The following is a 22322-nucleotide window of genomic DNA, read 5'->3' on the forward strand; positions in this document are numbered from 1 at the left end:
TCAAACCTCCGCTTGCGGAGGTTTTTTTGCTTATTTTTTCCTGCTTTTCAGGTTGCTTATCGGATATCGAATCAGTGCTATCAATGGGTGAGGCGCAGCTCGTGGCGGTGTTCGTGTTGATAATGTTCGGCGCAGGAGGCGCAGCGTTGTTCTGTGGGATCTTGGCTTAAGCGTTCGGTTTCGATTTCCGCTTCGCAGTCGGAGCAAAGGCCGTAGAGGCCTAAGTCGAGCTGACAAAAGGCGGCATCAAGTTTATTCAGCTGGCAAAATAGCGGGTGATCGGCCAGTGGCGTTTGCGCCAATGTATCAATTAATTCTGTCAGACTCAGGCTAGCATAATGCTCCCCTATGACTTCGAGGAACGGAGGGAGCGCGCCGAGTTCTTTCCTTAGATTAGCTTCAAGCTCTGACAATTCATGTCTGATATGGGTGGTGCTCACGTAAAATCGCCTATTTCATTTGACTCTAGGCGTCCAGTCTAATAGTTCCACTACCAACGACTATGATAAAGATCAAGTATCTGCCATATTTTAAATATTTTCGCCGTTAAAAATCGAAAAAGTACTTCATTCCTATCGCATTATGTGTGCTATCGCTAAGTCCCTTTCATGGCTCACATTGCCGCGCATTGAATCTCGATTTCTAACAGTTTTATGGTTGGCCGTCGTTCTGTGGTTGCTCACTCTTCTATGATTCGTTGCCTAAGTTTCGCTGCGCAGCTTCTAATACCGCGACGATTTCTTCCGTTGTTTTAAACACGCGTAGCTCCCTAAATAAAGTATCGGCTTCGGGATATTGACGATTGAGGTAGGTAAACCACTGTTTGATCCGGGCGGGATAATAGTCACTCTTGCGACCATTAAGCTCTCTTTGGGTATAACTGAGCATCAGCCCTAAGGTTTGCGCCCAAGTATAAGGGGTTGCACCTGTCTTGATGGTATCGGCCAAGTTCGGCAATGAAATCGCCCCGCGGCCGATCATAATACTGTCGCAGCCGGTGACTTCGATGCAACGCTTAGCATCATCGCTGTTCCAAATCTCGCCGTTGGCGATCACCGGGATAGGCAAACGTTTGCGTACTTCTGTGATGTATTCCCAGTAGGCGGGCGGTCTGTAGCCGTCGACTTTACTGCGCGCATGGATGGCAAGCTCAGTTGCGCCGGCTTCATACACAGCGATAGCATTTTCCATGAACAGTGACTTATCTTCGTAGCCCAAACGTATTTTGGCGGTCACGGCATGTTCTTTCGGCACCGCTTGACGCATGGCTTTGACAATATCGTGCACGCTCTCAGGATATTGCAGTAATACGGCGCCACCTTTGCTGCGGTTAACGATTTTTGCCGGACAGCCAAAGTTGGCATCGACACCGTGTGAGCCGAGTTCAATTGCCCGCAGGGCATTTTCACCCATACATTGGGGTTCTTGGCCGAGTAACTGCACTCGCACTGGCGTACCCGAAGGAGTATTGCCGTTGTTGAGTAGCTCAGGACACAGTTTGAGAAAGACTTTTTCAGGCAGCAGTTGGTCTACCACACGCACAAATTCGGTGACGAGCAAATCGTAGGGATTGATGGTCGATAGAATGTCACGCATTAAAGCGTCTACTACGCCTTCCATTGGAGCCAAAATCACACGCACTGCAGTAAACCTATATCTATTTGCAAAGGGCGAGCATTCTACCTTATCGGCCTTAAGTTACAAAGTGGCCGAGTGAATGCGGATGATTATGCGCTCCCATAAATAAAATCCACGCTAAACTGATTGTCCTAGCAGGATATTTTGACCATTTCTGTGATTTAGTGATATTTTTTGCAATAGAATTGAAACAGGGCAGGTCTTTTGCAGTAAGCCAGCTACTTATACTGTTGTTGGTCAACATTACTCAATAAACAAGAAGGGATTATTTATGAATTCAGTTAAAAAAACAGCAGTTGCAGTGGCCTTAGGTTCAGTCGTCATGAGTTCAGCTTTTGCTGTCAATGCCCAAACTAACCCGTTTGGTTTTGAAGCAATGGATGCGGGTTATCAAATTGTCGGCTCAGAAGGCAAATGTGGTGAAGCCAAATGCGGCGCGGATATGAAGAAAGCCGCTGCTGAAAAAGCCAAAGAAGGTAAATGTGGTGAAGCTAAGTGTGGCGCGGATATGAAGAAAGCGGCCGCAGATAAAGCCCATGAAGGCAAATGTGGCGAAGCGAAATGCGGCGCTGACATGAAAAAAGCCGCGGATAAGGCCCATGAAGGTAAGTGTGGTGAAGCGAAATGTGGCGCTGATATGAAGAAAACCGCAGAGAAAGTTGACGTTAAAGTCGAAGCCGTTAAAAAAGAAATGAAATAAATCTGACTGCACTGAGCCCGCTGTGATGGGGGTTATTGAGTCTAAAGAGGCCAGCCCGCGCTGGTCTCTTTTGTTTTATCCTAAAGCGATGACCAAGCGTTCGTGAGGTTCTATGAATAATCAAAAAAATGCGGTACAGGTAGGGCTGGGCTTACGGCGAGAAATGCTCAGTGAGTTTTGTGAATCGGTGCCTGAAGCGATTAATTTTTTTGAAGTGGCACCAGAAAACTGGATGACCTTAGGCGGTAAGTTTGGCCGTCAATTTCGTGAACTGACTGAGCAACATAGTTTCTATTGCCACGGTTTGAGCTTATCGATTGGTAGCCCTGAACCCTTAGATCTCACGTTTGTAAAAAACATCAAAACCTTTATGGATTTACACCAAATCCAAGTCTATTCCGAACACTTAAGTTATTGCTCAGGCCAAGGTCACTTATACGATCTCATGCCTATCCCTTTTACCGACGCAGCGGTAAAGCATGTGGCGGCGCGGGTGAAGCAGGTCGAAGATATTTTAGAGCGGCCACTCATTTTAGAAAATGTGTCATTTTATGCCGCCCCCGGCGCGCACATGAGCGAACTTGAATTCGTCAATGCCGTGCTGCAAGAAGCCGATTGTAAGCTGCTACTCGATGTGAACAACATCTATGTGAACTCGATAAATCATCAATACGATGCCGATACCTTTTTACAGGCCATGCCGACGGAGCGTATCGCTTATCTGCATATCGCTGGGCACTATAAGCAAGCTGAAGATTTACTCATCGACACCCATGGCGCCGCCATTAACGATCCCGTTTGGGCATTGTTGCAACGTTGCTATGCCTTACATGGGGTAAAGCCGACCTTGCTTGAGCGTGACTTTAATGTGCCGACAACCGCTGAATTGTTGCTCGAGCTAAATCAAATCTACGCTTATCAAGCGGCAGCGAACAGCTCTCACATTCAAAATAGCGCTCATGTTGTAAAGAGGATCGCCTAATGGATTTTAAGCAAGTGCAGCAATCCTTTATCGATTATATCCGCGATCCTTCTCGGCCATTGCCCGCGGATACTGATGTTCGGCACATGCAGGTTTACCGCGAGTTATTTTTCAATAATGTGCTGGGATTTGTGTCGAACGGCTTTCCCGTGCTGAAAAGTTTGTACTCTGAAGAAGAGTGGTTGGCATTAGTGCAAAGTTTTTTTAGCCAGCACGATTGCCAATCGCCAATTTTTATCGACATCGCGGGCGAGTTTTTAGATTTTTTACAGCAGCAATATCAACCCACGGCGAATGATCCTGTTTTTATGCTCGAATTAGCCCACTATGAATGGCTGGAGTTGGCCGTCGCGGTGGCACAGGGGAGTGGGGATGAATCTCAACTTAGCCCAGCGCAAATTTCGACGCAGGCCTTATGTTTATCGAAGACGGCGAGGGTGGCGCAGTATCATTTTGAGGTGCAGCACATTCGTCAGGATTATCGTCCGCAGCAACAACTCGATACGCCAGTGTTTTTTTGTCTCTATCAAGATGTTGATTGCGAAGTGTGTTTCTTACAGTTAAACCCCTTAAGTGCGCAGGTGCTGGCATTTCTTCAAGCTCAGGGCCAAGCGAGTTTTCAAGAGATACTTGATTGGTTAACAATCACTTACCCTCAAATGGCACCTCAGGTTATTGGGCAAGGTTGTAGCCAGTTACTCGAGCAATTAGCGGCCAAAGGGATAGTGCGCGGTCGTCAGTCTTAAGGTGGGGATTATTGCCGAAATAAATGCAATAACCCTACATCTAAAGGGTTTTTATTAATTTGACAAACCGCTACAATGTCGGCCGTTTTGTGATCTCAATCACTGTACGATTCCTGCGCACTTATACTTGCACATACTAGAGGAGCTGTAATGAGTAGTCAGCCGTTCAAAGACCCATTTAATTTTTTGTATTTTATTGGTTTTATTTTAGTTTTACTGTTGCCGACTCTGCCAGCAAGCCTGTCTTGGTTAAAGCACTTAGGTCTAATTTAAGCGAGCGTTAATCTCGAGCGCATAGACTATTGGCCACTCTTAGAGTGGCTTTTGTTTTTCTGATAAAGGGTAAGTAAATCGATGGTATTAAAGCGCGGATTATTTTTATTGTTAGGTTTAACCGCGTTAGCCTTAGGTTTACTCGGTATCGTGCTGCCCTTGCTGCCGACCGTGCCGTTTATCTTGCTTTCCGCTTTCTGCTTTGCCCGCTCCAGTGAACGTTTACACCATTGGTTGATGACTCACCCATGGTTTGCCGATGCCTTAACCCAGTGGCAAGAGCAGCGAGCAATGCGTAAGGGATTGAAACGCAAAGCTATGATAGTCAGCGCGCTGAGTTTTAGTGTCAGCATTATTGTGGTGCCCATCCTTTGGGTAAAAGGTTTGCTGCTCGTGATGGCACTCGTCTTACTCTGGTATCTCAAAGGGATCCCTGAAATAGCGGAATAGAGCGACACTGTGGATTCAATGTGTGGCAAATCGTTTTCGTCGCGTCATGGTTGAGGTGATTTAACACTGTGTCGACAGGGTTTGATCTGAGGCACAAATTGATAACCTTTCCATCACTTGTGCGTTGTGATTGTTGCAACTAAAACTAAAGCGGCATAAGCTTTGTCCGACTTTCGACAATGCGTCCACCCAGTGTGGACGTTTTGTTTTATACCGCCAACGCTAGGTTGGTGAATTGATTAAGTAACTTATTAAGTAAATATGATGGCTATGAATACAGAAACCTTATCCTTGATAAAGCAAAGCATTAAAACGATTCCTAATTATCCTAAGGAAGGGATTTTATTTCGAGATGTCACCAGTTTGCTTGAGAATGCAGCCGCCTATAAAGCGACCATCGACTTGTTAGTTGAACATTATCGTGGCCAAGGCTTTACCAAAATTGTGGGCACCGAAGCCCGTGGTTTCTTATTCGGTGCGCCGTTGGCTTTAGAATTGGGTGTGGGTTTTGTGCCTGTGCGTAAACCGGGTAAATTACCGCGTGCGACTATCAGCCAAAGCTATGAACTGGAATACGGTCACGATAGCCTAGAAATTCATACCGATGCGATTAATCCAAATGACAAAGTGCTAGTCGTTGACGATTTACTCGCGACTGGCGGTACTATTGAAGCGACCGTTAAACTCATTCGCCAACTGGGCGGTGAAGTTAAACATGCAGCCTTTGTGATCTCATTACCTGATTTAGGTGGTGAAGCACGTTTAACCGCTTTAGGGCTTGAGTTGGTTAAACTTTGTGAGTTTGAAGGCGAATAAATCTGCAGCTAAAGGCGCCTTGGGATAGTTTGATGGCATGTCAAATCATGACATGTTATCTTTCAAAGTTCTCGGGGCGCATGCTCCCGCTCTTGTATCACATACTCTGGGGAGTTCCATGTCATATCAGGTGTTAGCCAGAAAATGGCGCCCTGCCACATTTGATCAAATGGTTGGCCAAAGCCATGTTTTGCATGCCTTGACCAATGCGTTAAGCCAGCAGCGCTTACATCATGCTTACCTGTTTACGGGAACGCGCGGTGTCGGTAAAACCAGCTTGGCGCGACTCTTTGCCAAAGGCTTAAATTGCGAACAAGGCGTGACAGCGACTCCCTGTGGTGTTTGCGGCAGCTGCGTGGAAATCGCGCAAGGCCGTTTTGTCGATTTAATTGAAGTCGATGCCGCGTCCCGCACTAAGGTCGATGACACCCGTGAGCTGTTAGACAATGTGCAGTATCGTCCGACCCGTGGCCGTTTTAAGGTTTATCTCATCGACGAAGTGCATATGCTGTCGCGCAGCAGTTTTAACGCACTGCTCAAAACCTTAGAAGAACCCCCCGAACACGTTAAATTTCTTTTGGCGACAACTGATCCACAGAAACTGCCCGTGACTGTGTTATCCCGTTGTTTGCAATTCAATTTAAAAAGCCTGACCCAAGGCGAAATTGGCACTCAGCTCAATCATATCTTGACCCAAGAGCAGTTTCCCTTTGATGCTGAAGCCTTAAAGCTTCTTGCCAAAGCCGCCAATGGCAGTATGCGTGATGCCTTGAGTTTGACCGATCAAGCGATCGCCTTTGGTGGCGGCAATGTGATGCTCACTCAAGTGCAAACTATGCTGGGCAGTATTGATGAGCAGCATGTGGTTGCCTTGCTTAAAGCCTTAACCGATGCCGATATTGGCGTGTTAATGCACACCTGTGCCCAAGTGCTCGCGTACGGCGCAGATGCCCAAGAAGTGCTGCGCAGTTTGCTTGAGCTGTTACATCAAATTACCTTGACCCAATTTGTTCCCGCGGCCGCGCAGCAATCTTTGTATAGCGCGCAAATTCGCGCCTTTGCCGAGCAGCTGACGCCGGAGCAAGTGCAGCTTTATTATCAGATTTTATTAACGGGCCGCAAAGATTTACCCCATGCTCCAGACCCTAAATCGGGTCTTGAGATGGCGCTGTTACGCGCAGTCGCATTTGTGCCAGAAAAGCCGGTAAAGCGTTGGCAGCCAGATGCGGTCGCTGAGATCCGTTTACCCGAAGGGCAAACGCCCGTTGCGGCAACTGCTGCAGCGCAAGCTCCCCATGCAAATGAACAACAGTGTGCAGAAACTCATACTGCTGAAACACATACAGCTGAACCGCATACCACTCAAACAGTGCCTGCTGAAAAAAAAACAGCATTAATTGAGCAAACTAGCGCTAACCAGCAAGTTGAAACCGCGCAAGCGGCCGCTGTTGACATGGCTGACGTGTCAATTGAGCCAGCAGATACTGTAGAGCAGGCGCTTGATGCTGAGCTCGAAGCGGATGCGGCATTAATCGCCGAACAGGCGGTGATTCTAAGTCAGGCGCAGAGTCAGGGATTTAACGCTGACAGCTTAAACGCTGACACAGTGAATGCTGAGGTAGAGCCTCAAACTCAAACAGTATCAACCGCTCAAGCGCCTTCTATACACATTTCTGAACCCGTTGCTGACATTGAAGCATCGGTTGCGAGTTTAGATGCTCAGAATAGTGAAGTTCCTGAATTAATCGGGGCAGCTGCCGAGTCGAGTATTGTTAATCCAGCTATGGCTGAAACGCTTGTTGATTCAACATCTGCTGATAACAACAGCGCAGCTGAGAACACACTGGATAACAATCTCACCGCTAACAACACGCTTGAGCAAAAAGGGCTTGATGGGCATAGTTCCTATGGAACTGAAGCAGCGCATTCATATCCAGCGATGGGAGATTATGCCCAAGAGTCAGCGCCGCTCGATTCCTATCAAGATGCTTATGTTGAATTTTCTTCTGGCTCTTACAATGATGACTTTCATCACAGCTTTGAAGCTCATGCGGTACCTGATGATGTTCAACACTCAGCTAATGTGCAACACTCGGATAGTGTTCAACATTCTGCTGATATTCAAAGCATAGGTATTCAAAGTGCAGTTGGCATGCAAGGTTCAGTTGATAGTCAGTCTGCAGCTATGGCTCAAGCGTCTCCTCAGACACCAATTTCAATTCCAACACCTGCTTCTGCATCCTTAGCCGATGATGATATTCTCTCGGCTGTGTTGGCGGCGCGAGATTCACTGTTATCGGATCTCGGCGCCTTAAGTGTTAAGGACGGTGATGAAAAAAAGTCGTCACTGGACTCAAAGTTAAAGACACCAAACAGTAAATCAAATGTAGCCACCTTACCTAAGTCGGCCAGTAAAAGTGATGTCAGTCAGACAAATGTGTCATTTTCTGCTGATCCTGCGGCTGATTTAGACCCCGATTTAGCGATAGATTTTGATGATGATTTTGACTTAGATCTTGAGCCAATTGCTTTGCATCAATCCGTATCTTCGATTGCAGACTCAGCTAGTTCTGTTTCTGTTGTTCCAGTCAAACCGGCAGCATATGATCGTCCGCCTTGGGAGGCTGAGCCAAAAGCAGAGTTAACGGTTGAGCTTATCGAAACGACTCAGGTTGAGTGCGGCAATAATGATATCGCTGTTGTTGCTGCTGATGTTATGGTGGCTCAAGGCTCAGAAATTAAGGTCGACTCAGCCAACGGTGACCAAGGATCTTTAGAGGCTAACAACACTGCTAATGATGCACTGAATCAGACGGCTAGTGCTGTTGAACGCACGCAGGAGACACACGTTGCGCTCAGTTCGACTCAACCTGTTAGTGGTCATCCATTAGATTTGCATTGGTACAAGTTGATGGCGAGCTTAGAGATCGGCGGACGAGTGCGGCAATTGGCGGTGAATTCCGTTTGCCAAACCCAGAGCGATCCTTTGCCACTGTTGCTTAAGCCAAACCAGAAGCATCTTGCGGCCGATGTGGCCATAGTGCAGCTCGAGCAAGCCTTAAGTGCTGCGCTCGGGAACCCAAGACGGGTACAAGTGGTCATAGGAATCGATGCGCAGCGGGAAACGCCTTTAGAGTTACGTAAACGTTTCCACCAAGAGTTGCTGCAACAGGCGCATCAATCACTGATCCATGATGACAATGTGCAATGGCTGATCCAACGTATGGGCGCCGAACTTGATGCCGACAGTTTAGTGTATCCACCTGAGTTGTTGAATTTACGCAGTCAGCAAATACAAGCTTTACCTGAGCTAACTGAGGCCGCGAGTTAACCACTATCGACAATCAACGAGTCCTAGGGGCAAAGTTTGGTCGTTAATTTGTTACGCCGTGGTTTAAATTTGAGCTTAAAGTACCTATTTATAGTGATGCTGCTGAGAAACTCGGCATCGAGATCATAAGTTTATTAACAAGATAACGGCATTGATTGCCAATCCCATTTATTTAAGTAAGATTAGCCGCGTTAATGCTTGCGACTAACCCTAATAGAAGAGAAAAGACTATGTTTGGAAAAGGCGGTATGGGCAATCTGATGAAACAGGCCCAGATGATGCAAGAAAAAATGGCCAAAGTGCAGGAAGAAATCGCCCGTATGGAAATGGTGGGTGAATCTGGTGCAGGTTTGGTGAAAGTCACCATGACTGGCGCGCACACAGTGCGTAAAGTTGAAATCGACCCAAGCCTGATGGAAGACGACAAAGAAATGCTGGAAGATTTGATTGCTGCGGCTTGTAATGACGCTGCCCGTCGAATCGAAGAAAACCAAAAAACTAAAATGGCCGAAGTCACTGGTGGTATGCAATTACCTCCAGGCATGAAAATGCCATTTTAATTGAGATAGCCGATGAAATTTAGTCCACTGTTAGATGAGTTAATTCAGTCCCTGCGTTGTTTACCTGGGGTTGGGCCTAAATCGGCGCAACGTATGGCGTTTCAGTTACTCGAGCGCGACAGAAAAGCAGGGCTTAAATTAGCCAGTGCGCTGTCCAGTGCGATGAGTGACGTCGGTCATTGCCAGTCTTGCCGAACCTACACTGAAGAAACCCTCTGTCCGATTTGTGCTAGCCATAAACGCGGCACGTCTTCCACCATTTGTGTGGTGGAAACGCCGGCCGATGTGTTAGCCATTGAGGCGGGTGGACATTTCACCGGTCGCTACTTTGTGCTTTTAGGTCATTTATCGCCACTCGATGGTGTTGGGCCAGAAGAGCTAGGTTTAGCGTTACTCGAGCGCCACTTGGCTTCGGGTGATGTTGCCGAGTTGATTTTAGCGACCAATCCGACGGTAGAAGGCGAGGCCACAGCGCATTTTATTGCTGATATGGCCAGACGCCATAAGGTGATGATCAGTCGCATCGCCCACGGCGTACCCGTTGGTGGAGAGCTTGAATACGTGGATAGCACGACGTTAGCCTTGTCATTTAATGGTCGTTTACCGCTTTGACAGAACACAGTGACTCAGTTTAGTTAGTGTAATGTGATTGATTATATTAGCTTAATTTTAATGCTGAACGGTTCGGCTCGACTTAAGTGTCGCGATATCCCATAAACCCGCCAAGAACTTATCTTGAGCGGGTTTTTTATTTGCTTAGTGTTTCAATCTAGATGTCGAGGCAGGATTGTCGAGGCTGTGTGGTAGGGCTGTGGAGATAGCGCCGTGGTTTTAAATGCTCATATCAACTGATACCTATCCATATAAAAACTAGGTTTATCAATAGTTTTTAAATTTCATACTTGTCTTATGCGAGCTTCATCCGTAAAGTCGGTTAGATAAGAAGCGGGCAGAGTTGCGATTTTCTATTGTGTTCGTTCATGTGCCTAAGCTAATTCGTGGATTTAGCTCTGTGTACGTTGAACCGGACAGGTATTTTTTATTAGAAAACCATAGAGGGGACTCATTGGAAAAGATTACGATTAGGCATGCAGAGAAGCGTGACGCCGCAGCCATTCAAGCCGTATATGCCTGCCCAAATGCCTATACTGGAACCTTACAACTCCCTTGGCCATCGACCGATAAATGGGAGTCACGCCTTGCGGCAACATCGAATAATATTCATCGCTATGTCGCAGAGATTGAAGGTGAAGTTGTCGGCGAGTTGGGTTTCGAGGTGTACGAGCAACCCCGTCGCAGGCATGCAGCCTCCTTTGGAATGGGGGTAAAGGATAGCTATCAAGGCCGCGGTGTTGGTAGCGCTTTGATTAACGCTATGCTTGAGCTTACCGATAAATGGATGAATATAAAACGAATTGAATTAACGGTTTATACCGACAATCATGCCGCCATTGGTCTGTATAAAAAGTTTGGTTTTGTGATTGAAGGTGAGTCGAAGGATTTTGCCTTTAGAAATGGTGAATTTGTCAGTGTGTACCATATGGCGCGGATAAAGTAGCATGCTGATCTCGGCGCTATTTTAACAGTTGCTTAAGACATTTACTTTAAGAACGGACTCTAAGTGCTCATTCCATTCCAAGTCCTAACTTTAAGTACTTACTATAAGATTTGACGCTAAGTGCTCAATCTAAGAACGTACTTCAAGCGCTCACTTCACAAACCGAGGTTAGTGAATAGCATTAAGCGCTCATTTTCAGAGCTCGCTTTAGGTGCAAAGTGCATGTATATCTCAAGTTTTAAGGATAAAAAATGGGACTCATTTTATTGCCGCTGCTGATACTTTGGTTGGGTGTCGGTATTTATTCCATTCGTATTGGCTATCAAGTCTTGGCTGGGACATCTCAATTAAGCTATACACTCAGTGTTGGTGCTATCGCTATGGTCGCATTACTGCTTTATCTCTATTTCGGTTTCGCTCAATTTAAGGGAAACAAGGAGCTATGGGCGTTTGAAATTCCGATGTTTTTTGCCGCGAATAAGCTCGCTTTTGGTGTCATGCTCCTTGGTTTATTACTGCACTGGTTTGGTCAAGGCATGCTCACTTCCGCTTATTTAAAACCTCTACCTTTTATCATGATTTTCACCGTTTCCTTTGGTGCTATGGCAGGAGTCATATTGTCCGATATTTTTATGGCGAAATTTGACATCCAAAAAACGCATTGATGTCAGCTGAATAATTTAAATATTAGTTTGGATACCGTTGCTGAAGTGATTTGAACCGACGACCTTCGCCCGTTGTTTATAAAAGAGTTGAGCCCGACGAGTTACCGGGTGCGCGAGTGATTATTTACGAAAGGTTTTACGAATTTTTAGATACAAAAAAACCAGCTTGTGCTGGTTAAATTGGTTGCGGGAGCCGGATTTGAACCGACGACCTTCGGGTTATGAGCCCGACGAGCTACCATGCTGCTCCATCCCGCGTCCGATTGTTGCTGTTAATCACTGTTTTAATTCTGTCATCTAAGAATTGGTTGCGGGAGCCGGATTTGAACCGACGACCTTCGGGTTATGAGCCCGACGAGCTACCATGCTGCTCCATCCCGCGTCCGATTGTTGCTGTTAATCACTGTTTTAATTCTGTCATTTAAGAATCGGTTGCAGTAGCCGGATTGCTAATGTTAAATCAGCGACTACCTTCGCCTGTTATTTATAAGGAGTTGAGCCCGATAGCTGTTTCTCGTTATAAACTCATATAGAAAGTGGTTGCGGGAGCCGGATTTGAACCGACGACCTTCGGGTTATGAGCCCGACGAGCTACCATGCTGCTCCATCCCGCGTCCGATATCTATCTGTTTTACTTTACTATTGTACTTTAAATTGGTTGCGGGAGCCGGATTTGAACCGACGACCTTCGGGTTATGAGCCCGACGAGCTACCATGCTGCTCCATCCCGCGTCCGATATCTATCTGTTTTACTTTACTATTGTGCTTTAAATTGGTTGCGGGAGCAGGATTTGAACCTACGACCTTCGGGTTATGAGCCCGACGAGCTACCATGCTGCTCCATCCCGCGTCCGTCTTCAAAGCGGGGCAGACTATAACGGCAGCGCCTTGGCATTGCAAGGACGAAGATCGAAAAAGGTGGTGAACGCTTAAATATAAAGCGGAGTGGGGGGCTTTCATACGATTTACGTATAAGTTGGGGATTTTTCGTCGATTATCTTAGGTCAAGACAGTGACTAAATGGGACTTGGGCTAATAACTGTTTATCTTTTATGTATTCGAGCAGGTATAATGTCGCTTTGATTTTGACTGTGTACTGATTATCCCATGCTTAATTTTTTTGCCGCCGCCCCTAAGGGCTTTGAATATAGCTTAGCCCAAGAGCTGACAGAATTTGGTGCGACTGAAGTAAAAGAGAGTGTTGCTGGTGTGTATTTCACGGCCTCCTTAGCTTTAGCGTATCGCATTACTTTATGGACACGCTTAGCCAGCCGCATTGTGTTGGTTATCTATAAAGGAAGCTGCGAGTCGGCAGAACAACTCTATAATGCAGCTTATTGTGTTGATTGGCCGGCACACTTTTCCAATAAAAGCACTTTTAGTATCGATTTCCATGGTACGGGTGGTTTTATCAATAATACCCAGTTTGGCGCCTTGAAGATTAAGGATGCGATTGTCGATCGTTTCCGCGACGATGATATTGAGCGTCCGAATGTGTCTCGCGTTGATGCTGAGTTTAAAGTCGATGCGCATTTCCGTAATGGCGTGATCACGATTGCGATGAACTTCTCTGGTCCATCGCTTCATCAACGTGGCTATCGTTCGACCACAGGTGAAGCGCCATTGAAGGAAAACTTAGCCGCCAATATGCTCGTACGCAGTGGATGGCAAGCGGCGCCTTCGACCTTGCTCGATCCTTTCTGTGGTAGCGGTACAGTGCTGATTGAAGCGGCGTTAATGGCGGCTGATATTGCCCCTGGTCTGCAACGTAGTCGTTTTGGTTTTGAACATTGGCGTCGCCATGATAAAGCCGTATGGCAAGAAATCGTTGAAGAAGCGAAAACGCGTGCCTCATTAGGCGTGAAACGTTGCGAGATTAAATTCTACGGTTCTGATATCGATTCGCGCTTAGTCGCGTTAGCGAAACGTAATGCCGAAAATGCCGGTGTACTGGAGTTAATCGAGTTTCAAGTTGCAGATGCTTTAACGATAGCGCCGCCTGCGGAAAGCGGCTATTTGATCACTAACCCACCTTATGGTGAGCGTTTAGGCAATGTGTCTGAGTTATTGCAGCTTTACTATCAGCTGGGCGACAAGTTTAAGAAAGAGTTTGGCGGCTGGAAAGTGGCCATGCTGTGTAGTGATATCGAACTGGTGTCATCGCTAAAGCTTAAAGCCGACAAACAGATGAAGATGTTCAACGGCGCGCTTGAATGTGCTTTTAACATCTACACCTTACATGCCAACAGTACTCGCCGTGATACGCCAGTGCTACCAGATGGCGTCGACATTGCCGATATCGCCCCTGCTTTTGCTAACCGCATTAAGAAGAATGCCAAGTTATTAGAGAAATGGGCGAAGAAAGAAGGCATCGACAGCTATCGTATTTACGATGCCGACATTCCTGAATATAACGTCGCAGTAGATAAGTATTTAGATTACGTGATTATTCAAGAGTATATGGCGCCAGCGACCATACCTGAAGCCGTGACTAAACGTCGTTTAAGCGATGTGTTATTAGCCCTGCCGTCGGCTATTGGCATCAACCCTAACAAGATGATCATGAAGACGCGTGAGCGTCAAAAGGGCACGAGTCAATATCAAAAGCTGGATGAGCGCAAGTTAGAGCTTATCACTACCGAATATGGCGCTAAGTTCAAGTTGAACTTAACCGGTTATTTGGATACAGGTTTGTTCCTCGATCACAGATTGACACGTCGTTTAGTCGGTCAAAAGTCTAAAGGTCGCCGCGTACTGAACTTGTTCTCTTACACAGGTTCAGCTTCTGTGCATGCAGCGCTTGGCGGTGCTAAGTCGGTGACGACGGTAGATATGTCAAATACCTATATCGCTTGGGCGAAGGACAACTTTGCGCTCAATGGATTGCAAGGTAAGCAGTATGAGTTTGTTCAATCTGACTGCATGCAGTGGATTAGGGATTGTAACGAACAGTACGATCTGATCTTTATCGATCCACCGACCTTCTCAAACTCTAAGCGCATGGAAGATTCGTTTGATGTGCAACGGGATCATGTGAACTTACTGGCATCCTTAGTAAAACTGCTCAGCCCAACGGGCGAGCTAGTGTTCTCTAACAATAAACGTAAGTTTAAGATGGACATAGAGACGCTGACAAAGATGAACATTAATGTGACGAACATTGATGACATGACTTTGCCTATGGACTACAAACGTAATCCACATATCCATAATACCTGGCTTATCACCCATGCCTGAGTTGACTCAAGCAGAGCGGGATAACAGGACTTATCTGCTATATCACACCGATGGCTGCCATCTGTGTGAACTGGCCGCGGCGTTACTGGCCGCGGCCGACATTGGCTATCGAGCCATAGATATATGTGACGATGAATACCTCGCGCAGCGTTATGGCGTGTCGATCCCAGTGCTTAAAACCTGGGATGATAGAGAATTACATTGGCCATTTAACGCAACGCAATTACAAGAGTTTACAGGAGCTTAGTTTGAGTCTGGTTCGTATCAATAGTGGCTCTTTAGCCTATGGTTACACTCCGTTGTTACAAAAAGCGGATTTTACTATTCAACGCGGCGAGCGCGTGTGTATTGTTGGCCGTAACGGTGCCGGCAAGTCGAGTTTATTAAAAGTGTTATCCGGCGATGTGCTGCTGGATGAAGGCGAATTCAACATTGCCGGTAATGTGAGTGTTAGTCGTTTACAGCAAGATCCGCCAAAAGCTGAGCAAGGCACGGTATATGCGTATATCGCGGCAGGATTAAAGGAAGTGGGTGAGGCGCTTGAGCGTTATCATCAACTGTCCCACGATGTCGCCCATGCCGATCCAGAACAAATGGATCGTATGTTAAATGAGATGCAGGGTCTGCAAGAAACCTTAGATCACTATAATGGTTGGCAGCTCGATTCTCGCATTCAACAAAACTGCGAGTTGTTAGGCCTCGATCCTGACAAATCCTTGAGCGAGTTATCCGGTGGTTGGCAGCGTAAAGTGGCGCTAGCCAGAGCACTGGTCAGCGAGCCAGATCTGTTGTTACTCGATGAACCGACCAACCATTTAGACATAGACACGATTGAATGGCTTGAAAAGTTTTTACTTGATTATCAAGGTGCTATCGTCTTTATCAGTCACGATAGGGGCTTTATTGCCCGTATGGCGACGCGGATTGTCGATTTAGACCGTGGTGTTGTGACCTCATGGCCGGGCAACTATCAAATGTATCTTGATGGTAAGCAAGAATGGTTACGCGTTGAAGCGGAAAAAAATGCCTTGTTTGACAAGCGTCTCGCCGATGAAGAAGTGTGGATCCGTCAAGGTGTTAAAGCCAGACGTACCCGTAACGAAGGCCGAGTGCGTGCACTTAAAGCGCTACGTGATGAGCGCAGTGAGCGTTTGAACCGTCAAGGCAACGCTAAGATGGCGGTATCGGATACCGAACGTTCTGGTAAGTTAGTGTTTGATGTTCAAGATCTTAACTTCAATTTACCCGATAAAAATCTGGTGAAAAACTTTAATACTACAGTGATCCGCGGTGACCGCATTGCGCTGATTGGCCCGAATGGCTGTGGTAAATCGACCTTGATCAAACTATTAATTGAAAAGCTACAACCGCAATCGGGCGAAATTAAAGTCGGCACGAAGCTCGAAATCGCTTATTTCGACCAATATCGCGAAGCCTTAGATCCTGAACAAACGGTTGAAGATAACGTCGGCGAAGGTAAAAAGACCATCACGATTAATGGCCAAGACCGCCACATATTAAGTTATTTGCAAGACTTTTTGTTCTCGCCTATGCGCGCCAGAACGCCAGTGAAAGCGCTGTCGGGTGGTGAGAAGAACCGTCTGTTGCTTGCCAAGCTATTAATTCGTCCAGCAAACTTAATCATACTCGACGAACCGACCAACGATCTTGATATTGAGACCCTAGAATTGTTAGAGTCGCTGCTAACTGAATATCAAGGTACGCTTTTATTGGTGAGCCATGATAGGGCATTTATCGATAATACCGTCACCAGTAGTTGGTGGTATGCGGGTAATGGCCAATGGAGCGAGTATGTTGGTGGCTATCAAGACGCAGTGAATCAGGGGGCAAAGTTTTATTCTGAGGAACCTAGTTCGCAAAAGGCGGTCGAAGCTCCAGCGGTTGAAACTAAAGCCGTTGAAGTTAAGGCTGCAGAACCTGCGAAAGCGGTAAAAAAACTGTCGTATAAGTTACAGCGTGAGTTAGAGTCGCTACCCACTGTGATGGAGCAATTAGAGGCCGATATTCTTGTATTGCAGACCACCATTGGACATTCAGACTTTTATAGTCAGGCGCAGGATAAAGTCAATCAGGTATTGAGCCAGTTGGCGGATAAAGAAAAGCAATTGGAAGTTTGCTTCGAGCGATGGGAAGAGCTTGAGTCACTGAAGTAAACCAATAATAAAAATGGGAATAGAATTAATGAAGTCAAAGTTGGATAAAGCCCTTTCCTTGGTTGCCCTAGGTGTCCTTGGTGTATTAAACAGTGCCCATGCTGCACCTGTCTATGAAATCGTTAATATCGATAATTTTGATCTGCAAGGTACCCTTGAAGGTACTCGTAGTGGTTATGCCTTAGGTGTGAATGGCAATGATGAATTAGTCGGTATTTCAAAGGGCAAGAAAAAACTCAGCAGTTCAGATGTTGAAGGTGGCGTTATTGATGTTGCCGATGGTATCGCGCCAGAAGAAACTATTACGTATTCGATAGATAAAGCCATCATTGCTAACAACTTTGCCTTTGTTGCTAAGGAAAATGACGAAACATCTAACCCTTGGTTACCTACCTTTGACAGCATTAATGGCACTAAACCGCCAAGTGATACGGCTGTGATTAATTCAGTTGATACCTTTTATTACGGTATTAATGATGCAGGTATCAAAGTGGGCAGCATGACTGCACCTGAAAAGAAAACAGAGAATACAGCAACTACTGATGTAACAGATGATTACTGGTATTACCGTGATTATGAGTTTCGCGGTGTCGCGAAATCCGGCCAAACAGAAATTTCTTTACCGCCGCCTTATACTAAATTTGTTAATGCTGACAATACTAAAACAGCTGAGTTAGGTGGATGGTCGGCGGCAACAGCCATTAATAACAATAATTTAGTAGCGGGTTATGTTAGTACCGATATCAGTAAATATGGTAGCGATCGTGTCAATTATTGTTTAGGTACAGATAATACTTTGCCGTTGGATGTTTGCGTACAACGCGAGCAATACCCAAATAGTACTGGTACACGTAATATTCAGTATCAGACTCGTGGCTATGTATGGCAAATCGACAACAATGTTGCTACAGGCACTGAGTTACCTTTAGGCCTAACGCCTGCGACTGACAATACCTTGACCTTTACCGCTCAAGCATTGGGTTTGAATGATAATGGTGTCGTAGTGGGTCGCTCACATGTTTATCGTGGTGGTGACACCAATAATTTGCGTCAAGATGCAGCTTATTGGGCTAAAGATACTGAAGGTAAATACCAATACCATTGGATCCCTATGGTCGATTCGATTTCTAGCTCTATTGCCTATGACATCAACGATAGTGGTATTCTTGTCGGTAGTTATCGCAGCTATATTCAAGGTTATTTGCGCGACAAGTTTTTCTATTTTGATACGAATCAAGCTGATGCAACAATAGTAACCCCGAATGATTTCGCCGCTTCTACAACGGATCTTTCGAGTAAACCGAAGAGTATCAACAATAAAGGCCAAGTTGTAGGTTATATTGAGACAACATACGATAAAGAAAAACCCCGTCCTAAAGCCGGTTTCCTGTATGAGAAATCAACTGGTGAGTTTAGCAATCTTAATAAGTTGTTGACCTGCGAATCTAAAGGCTATGAAAAAGCCAGCGATGGTAGCTGGGCACGTCATCAAGTCGAAGTTCAAGATGGCTCGGGTAAAGTGCTTCAATATAACGCCGATATTTTAGTTGTTGAAGGTACAAGTATTAATGAGAATGGTGCGATTGTTGGTACAGCTTTCATTCGTAAACCTTCTTATCAATTTGATGCTAATGGCAATGTAGTTATCGGTGAAAATGGAATGCCATTATTTGAACTTAATGGTAATGGTGATCCCGTTACAGCATATGTTCCGCGTATGGTCGTGTTAAAACCGGCCTCTAGCGGTGAAGCTTGTACTGTTGATGACAACACTGATACTGGCAATTACGAACGTCAAGGTGCAGCAACCCTAGCTTGGTTATTTGCCTTGCCATTAGTGTGGTTCCGTCGTCGAATTCGTTAAGTTTTAAGCTTCAATTCAGACTTAAAAAATCGAGGCAAAATGCCTCGATTTTTTTTAATCATGATCTCAATAGTTTAATAAATAGTCGATAAAATGGACGATTTTTTGATTGATCTTGGCGTCAAAAAGCACTATTCCTATGTGTGAAGCTTTTGCTTCTATTTTATGTAGAACAGAGGACGCTTGCATGAAAAGACAAAAACGAGATCGTTTAGACAGAGCTTTTTCAAAAGGATTCCAAGCTGGGGTTGGTGGACGCTCTAAGGAGCTCTGTCCATATGCAAATCTTGATTCGCGATCGCAGTGGTTAGGTGGTTGGCGTGAAGGTGTGGATGGCCGAGTTAATGGGCTATTTAATAAATAATTGAGTTTTACCTCACTAATTAAATAGCCCAGAATAAGTAAAGTAATGCAGCATATTGCCCTCAGATGAGGGCATTTTTATATCTGCAGTACTTATATCTTCAGTGTTTTGGAGTAAGGCGGATTAGAATGTAGAGGTATCGCTAAAGACACCGACTTTAAGATCGGTTGCACTGTAGATCTGACGGCCATCCACTTCAAGAATTGCATCGGCAATGCCCATTACCAGTTTACGGTGAATAGTACGCTTGATATTGAGCTTGTAAGTGACTTTCTTCGCGCCAGGTAATACTTGGCCAGTAAACTTCACTTCACCTACACCCAGTGCACGCCCTTTACCTTCAGCGCCTTCCCAGCCTAAATAGAAGCCAACGAGCTGCCACATGGCGTCTAGGCCTAAACAGCCTGGCATCACAGGATCGGTAATGAAGTGGCAGTCGAAAAACCATAAGTCTGGATTAATATCGAGTTCAGCGACAATTTCACCTTTGCCAAACTCACCGCCATTATCATTAATAGTGACGATTCTATCTATCATCAGCATGTTATCGACAGGTAGACGAGGTGAGTTTGGACCAAATAATTTCCCATGGCCACAGGCGATGAGTTCTTCTTTATTGAAACTGTTTGCTTTATTCATTGTTTTACTACTCCAGCAATAAGAGCCGCCAAGATTAGCGAACACGTGTAAGCTAAACAACTCCGATCAGCTAATTAGCGGCGAAAAAATCCCAATTTTGCGAGCAATCTTGTGATTAGACCGATTTCCTCCTCTCCATTACCTGCGAGCTTATCTAATCGTTCCTGTACGAGGCCGTATAATGAATCATGAGGGAAATCATTATCTTCATCGGCAACACCCGCGGGCATTTGCATTAATAGCTCTACAGCCTGATCCATATGCTCAATGGCATAGATATGAAACAGTCCTTTGCCTACAGCTGTAATCACTTTGGGATTAAGATTTAGCTGTAACACGTTCGACTTGGGCATAATAACGCCTTGTTCTCCGGTAAGTCCGCGTCGCTCACACAGATTAAAAAAGCCTTCAATCTTCTCATTGATACCGCCAATCGCTTGCACATTACCAAATTGATCCAATGCGCCGGTAATCGCCAGTGATTGAATAATGGGCTGCTCGGCAATCGCCGACATCAAACAACAGTACTCTGCGAGTGATGCACTATCGCCATCAATTTCTTGATAGGATTGCTCGAAAACGATATTGGCGTTCAGATGTAAAGGTGCGTCTCGTCCAAAGATACGGTATAAACAGGCTGAAAGGATCATCATGCCTTTGGCATGTATATTCCCGCCAAGTTCAGATTTTCTTTCAATATCGGCTACTTCACCATCACCGTAGTGAACCGATGCCGTGATCCGCGCAGGTTCACCATAGCTATAATCGATAGCATCAATCACAGTTAAGCCATTGATTTGGCCAACCATAGCACCCGAAGTTGGCAGATTTATGAAATTGTCATCGAAGCTTTGGCCTGAATATTCTTCCGAACTGTTATGCCGATAGTTGGCTTGGGTTAACGCGTGCTCAATACTGCTTGCATTGATGCTTGGTTTACCACGGTAGGCTTTTGCTTGCACCATGAGTTGGGCAAACTCGAGCATAGACAAACTGAGACGACGTTGATGTTCGGTTAACCGTGCACTATAACGAAAGAGTGGCGCTAAGCTGGATTGTTCAAGCGTGACATCCACGCTTTGGGCAACCGCTTGCAGCCATGTGACGTATTGTGACTCTTTATAACGCACCAAGTCGATTTCGCTGGCGAGTTCTGCTAGTAGTGTAAAGTGACGTTGAAATTGCCAATCCTCTGTTCTGACTTGGCTATAAATCATCCCAGCACCAACGAGGACAATCTTACAGTTCAGTGGAATAGGACTTAGGCTGCTGCTAATTTGATATTCTTTATGGGTAAGGATTTGCATCACTAATTCCCATAAACCTTCACGTTTCCACAGTGACTCGGCGCAAATGAATACATAATGGCATTGGGCTAGGGCGCCAGCTTTATACTGACTCGTTGTCCCAGTTTGCACCATACGGCCAACTAAATCAGCGCGGCGAATATTACCACTAAGGTAGCAATAGTGAGTGGTTTTCTCGGCAATACTTCCTTGATTTTCCAGTGGCTTATCGGACTGCCACTGAAATGTTACCGCCTTATCAATCGGACGTGTCGCCACTAAATACGCAGGGGATAGAGGTGCTAGGCTATCGATACAAGCTTTGATGATTAACAGGCGGTCAATACTCGGGAAATCGGCTAAATATAAGTGTTGATCGACAACCGCTTGGTGGAGTTTAAACGCATCCACAGTGCGCTCTTGCCCTAAGAGTAATGCGCTTAGATTAGCATCCGTTTCAGAAAGGGTTGGCAGGCTAAATTCAGGTGCGAGTGAAGACGTGGGTATCAAGAGTGAATTCATATAAGCATTTACCGTGAAAAGTTACAGTGATTTTACCATACCAAGACGACAAGTCTCTCACTGTATAGGTGTTTTTACGTCTGTTTGCCCGATTATTCGTTAAAACGGGTGATGTATTTGCCGTAAAAAACACCTGAGTGGATATAAGTTGAGCATTTGATTCGAGAATTAAAAATTGAGGTTTACAAGCTAGCGGTATGCTTATATTATTTTCGGCGTTCGGAGGGGTGGCAGAGTGGTTTAATGCACCGGTCTTGAAAACCGGCGTGGGTTTATAGCCCACCCAGGGTTCAAATCCCTGCTCCTCCGCCATATTTAGTCAAAATGCCGCTAAGCAATTAGCGGCATTTTGCATTTATACAGTTTGAACCCTTGGGTTCCTGATTTTAAGCGCAGCTCCTGCGCCATATTCACGAGAAAGGCCATCAGCAATGATGGCCTTTTTTGTTTGTATGATTTGAACCAAGGTTCCTCATTCTAAGCGCAGCTCCTGCGCCATATTCAGGAGATAGGCTAT

Annotated in this window: 19 protein-coding genes and 6 tRNA genes; 16 read left to right on the plus strand and 9 right to left on the minus strand. The window is 45.7% G+C overall.

Annotation, left to right across the window (positions count from 1 at the left end; all coding sequences use genetic code 11):
• Positions 1-80: 80 nt before the first annotated feature.
• Positions 81-440, minus strand: coding sequence for a TraR/DksA C4-type zinc finger protein (locus Q4Q57_RS09465; RefSeq protein ID WP_311890673.1), 360 nt, complete (start codon positions 438-440; stop codon positions 81-83).
• Between the two features lie 247 nt (positions 441-687).
• Entirely contained in the window at positions 688-1641 is a 954-nt protein-coding gene (locus Q4Q57_RS09470; protein ID WP_011847064.1) for a tRNA-dihydrouridine synthase, read from the minus strand.
• Positions 1642-1909: 268 nt separating this feature from the next.
• Between Q4Q57_RS09470 and Q4Q57_RS09475 the strand changes: the two genes are divergently transcribed.
• The 10 genes from Q4Q57_RS09475 (at position 1910) to Q4Q57_RS09520 (ending at position 11719) form a co-directional block, all read left to right on the plus strand.
• Entirely contained in the window at positions 1910-2338 is a 429-nt protein-coding gene (locus Q4Q57_RS09475; protein ID WP_311890674.1) for a hypothetical protein, read from the plus strand.
• A 112-nt stretch (positions 2339-2450) separates the two neighbouring features.
• Entirely contained in the window at positions 2451-3320 is an 870-nt protein-coding gene (locus Q4Q57_RS09480; protein ID WP_311890675.1) for a DUF692 domain-containing protein, read from the plus strand.
• Positions 3320-4066, plus strand: a complete 747-nt coding sequence (locus Q4Q57_RS09485) for a putative DNA-binding domain-containing protein (RefSeq protein ID WP_311890676.1) — start codon at positions 3320-3322, stop codon at positions 4064-4066. The genes Q4Q57_RS09480 and Q4Q57_RS09485 overlap by 1 nt, the downstream gene beginning before the upstream one ends.
• 354 nt (positions 4067-4420) lie before the next feature.
• Positions 4421-4789, plus strand: a complete 369-nt coding sequence (locus Q4Q57_RS09490; RefSeq protein ID WP_106650817.1) for a YbaN family protein — start codon at positions 4421-4423, stop codon at positions 4787-4789.
• Positions 4790-5053: 264 nt separating this feature from the next.
• Positions 5054-5605, plus strand: coding sequence for an adenine phosphoribosyltransferase (gene apt, locus Q4Q57_RS09495; RefSeq protein WP_086010671.1), 552 nt, complete (start codon positions 5054-5056; stop codon positions 5603-5605).
• Positions 5606-5642: 37 nt separating this feature from the next.
• On the plus strand, positions 5643-8936 hold the full coding sequence (gene dnaX, locus Q4Q57_RS09500) for a DNA polymerase III subunit gamma/tau (protein WP_311890677.1): 3294 nt from the start codon (positions 5643-5645) through the stop codon (positions 8934-8936).
• Positions 8937-9166: 230 nt separating this feature from the next.
• Positions 9167-9496, plus strand: a complete 330-nt coding sequence (locus Q4Q57_RS09505) for a YbaB/EbfC family nucleoid-associated protein (protein WP_006082082.1) — start codon at positions 9167-9169, stop codon at positions 9494-9496.
• Positions 9497-9508: 12 nt separating this feature from the next.
• A complete protein-coding gene (recR, locus tag Q4Q57_RS09510; RefSeq protein ID WP_006082081.1) occupies positions 9509-10108 on the plus strand; it encodes a recombination mediator RecR in 600 nt (199 codons plus the stop codon).
• 454 nt (positions 10109-10562) lie between these two features.
• On the plus strand, positions 10563-11054 hold the full coding sequence (locus tag Q4Q57_RS09515; RefSeq protein WP_311890678.1) for a GNAT family N-acetyltransferase: 492 nt from the start codon (positions 10563-10565) through the stop codon (positions 11052-11054).
• A 251-nt stretch (positions 11055-11305) separates the two neighbouring features.
• Entirely contained in the window at positions 11306-11719 is a 414-nt protein-coding gene (locus Q4Q57_RS09520; RefSeq protein WP_311890679.1) for a hypothetical protein, read from the plus strand.
• A 181-nt stretch (positions 11720-11900) separates the two neighbouring features.
• On the opposite strand, the gene Q4Q57_RS09525 is transcribed toward Q4Q57_RS09520, so the two are convergent.
• The 5 genes from Q4Q57_RS09525 to Q4Q57_RS09545 form a co-directional block, all read right to left on the minus strand.
• Positions 11901-11977, minus strand: a tRNA-Met gene (locus Q4Q57_RS09525).
• Between the two features lie 47 nt (positions 11978-12024).
• Positions 12025-12101 (minus strand) — tRNA-Met (locus Q4Q57_RS09530).
• 155 nt (positions 12102-12256) lie between these two features.
• Positions 12257-12333 (minus strand) — tRNA-Met (locus Q4Q57_RS09535).
• Positions 12334-12374: 41 nt separating this feature from the next.
• Positions 12375-12451: transfer RNA gene (locus Q4Q57_RS09540), tRNA-Met, on the minus strand.
• A gap of 41 nt (positions 12452-12492) precedes the next feature.
• Positions 12493-12569 (minus strand) — tRNA-Met (locus Q4Q57_RS09545).
• A 257-nt stretch (positions 12570-12826) separates the two neighbouring features.
• On the opposite strand from Q4Q57_RS09545, the gene rlmKL reads away from it, so the two are divergent.
• From rlmKL to rmf, 5 genes are all read left to right on the plus strand, one after another.
• Positions 12827-14956 carry a bifunctional 23S rRNA (guanine(2069)-N(7))-methyltransferase RlmK/23S rRNA (guanine(2445)-N(2))-methyltransferase RlmL gene (rlmKL, locus tag Q4Q57_RS09550; protein ID WP_311890680.1) on the plus strand — a complete coding sequence of 710 codons (2130 nt, stop codon included), beginning with the start codon at positions 12827-12829 and terminating at the stop codon, positions 14954-14956.
• On the plus strand, positions 14949-15203 hold the full coding sequence (locus Q4Q57_RS09555) for a glutaredoxin family protein (RefSeq protein WP_311890681.1): 255 nt from the start codon (positions 14949-14951) through the stop codon (positions 15201-15203). The genes rlmKL and Q4Q57_RS09555 overlap by 8 nt, the downstream gene beginning before the upstream one ends.
• Before the next feature lies 1 nt (position 15204).
• Positions 15205-17130, plus strand: coding sequence for an ABC transporter ATP-binding protein (locus tag Q4Q57_RS09560; protein WP_311890682.1), 1926 nt, complete (start codon positions 15205-15207; stop codon positions 17128-17130).
• A gap of 28 nt (positions 17131-17158) precedes the next feature.
• Positions 17159-18994: a DUF3466 family protein gene (locus Q4Q57_RS09565; protein ID WP_220590500.1), complete on the plus strand. Its 1836-nt coding sequence runs from the start codon at positions 17159-17161 to the stop codon at positions 18992-18994.
• Positions 18995-19181: 187 nt separating this feature from the next.
• Positions 19182-19358 (plus strand): ribosome modulation factor, encoded by a 177-nt coding sequence (gene rmf, locus Q4Q57_RS09570; RefSeq protein WP_006082074.1) that lies wholly within the window; start codon positions 19182-19184, stop codon positions 19356-19358.
• A gap of 123 nt (positions 19359-19481) precedes the next feature.
• Here the strand turns inward: rmf and fabA are convergent, their stop codons facing one another.
• Together fabA and Q4Q57_RS09580 are read right to left on the minus strand one after the other, a co-directional pair.
• Positions 19482-19997, minus strand: a complete 516-nt coding sequence (gene fabA, locus Q4Q57_RS09575; RefSeq protein WP_028759638.1) for a bifunctional 3-hydroxydecanoyl-ACP dehydratase/trans-2-decenoyl-ACP isomerase — start codon at positions 19995-19997, stop codon at positions 19482-19484.
• Positions 19998-20071: 74 nt separating this feature from the next.
• The gene (locus tag Q4Q57_RS09580) at positions 20072-21805 is read right to left on the minus strand and encodes an AAA family ATPase (RefSeq protein ID WP_311890683.1); all 1734 of its coding nucleotides are present in this window, start codon (positions 21803-21805) and stop codon (positions 20072-20074) included.
• Between the two features lie 221 nt (positions 21806-22026).
• Between Q4Q57_RS09580 and Q4Q57_RS09585 the strand changes: the two genes are divergently transcribed.
• A tRNA-Ser gene (locus Q4Q57_RS09585) sits at positions 22027-22117 on the plus strand.
• Positions 22118-22322 lie beyond the last annotated feature (205 nt).

This window comes from Shewanella sp. SP2S2-6 (assembly GCF_031931965.1).
Lineage (GTDB): Bacteria > Pseudomonadota > Gammaproteobacteria > Enterobacterales > Shewanellaceae > Shewanella > Shewanella baltica.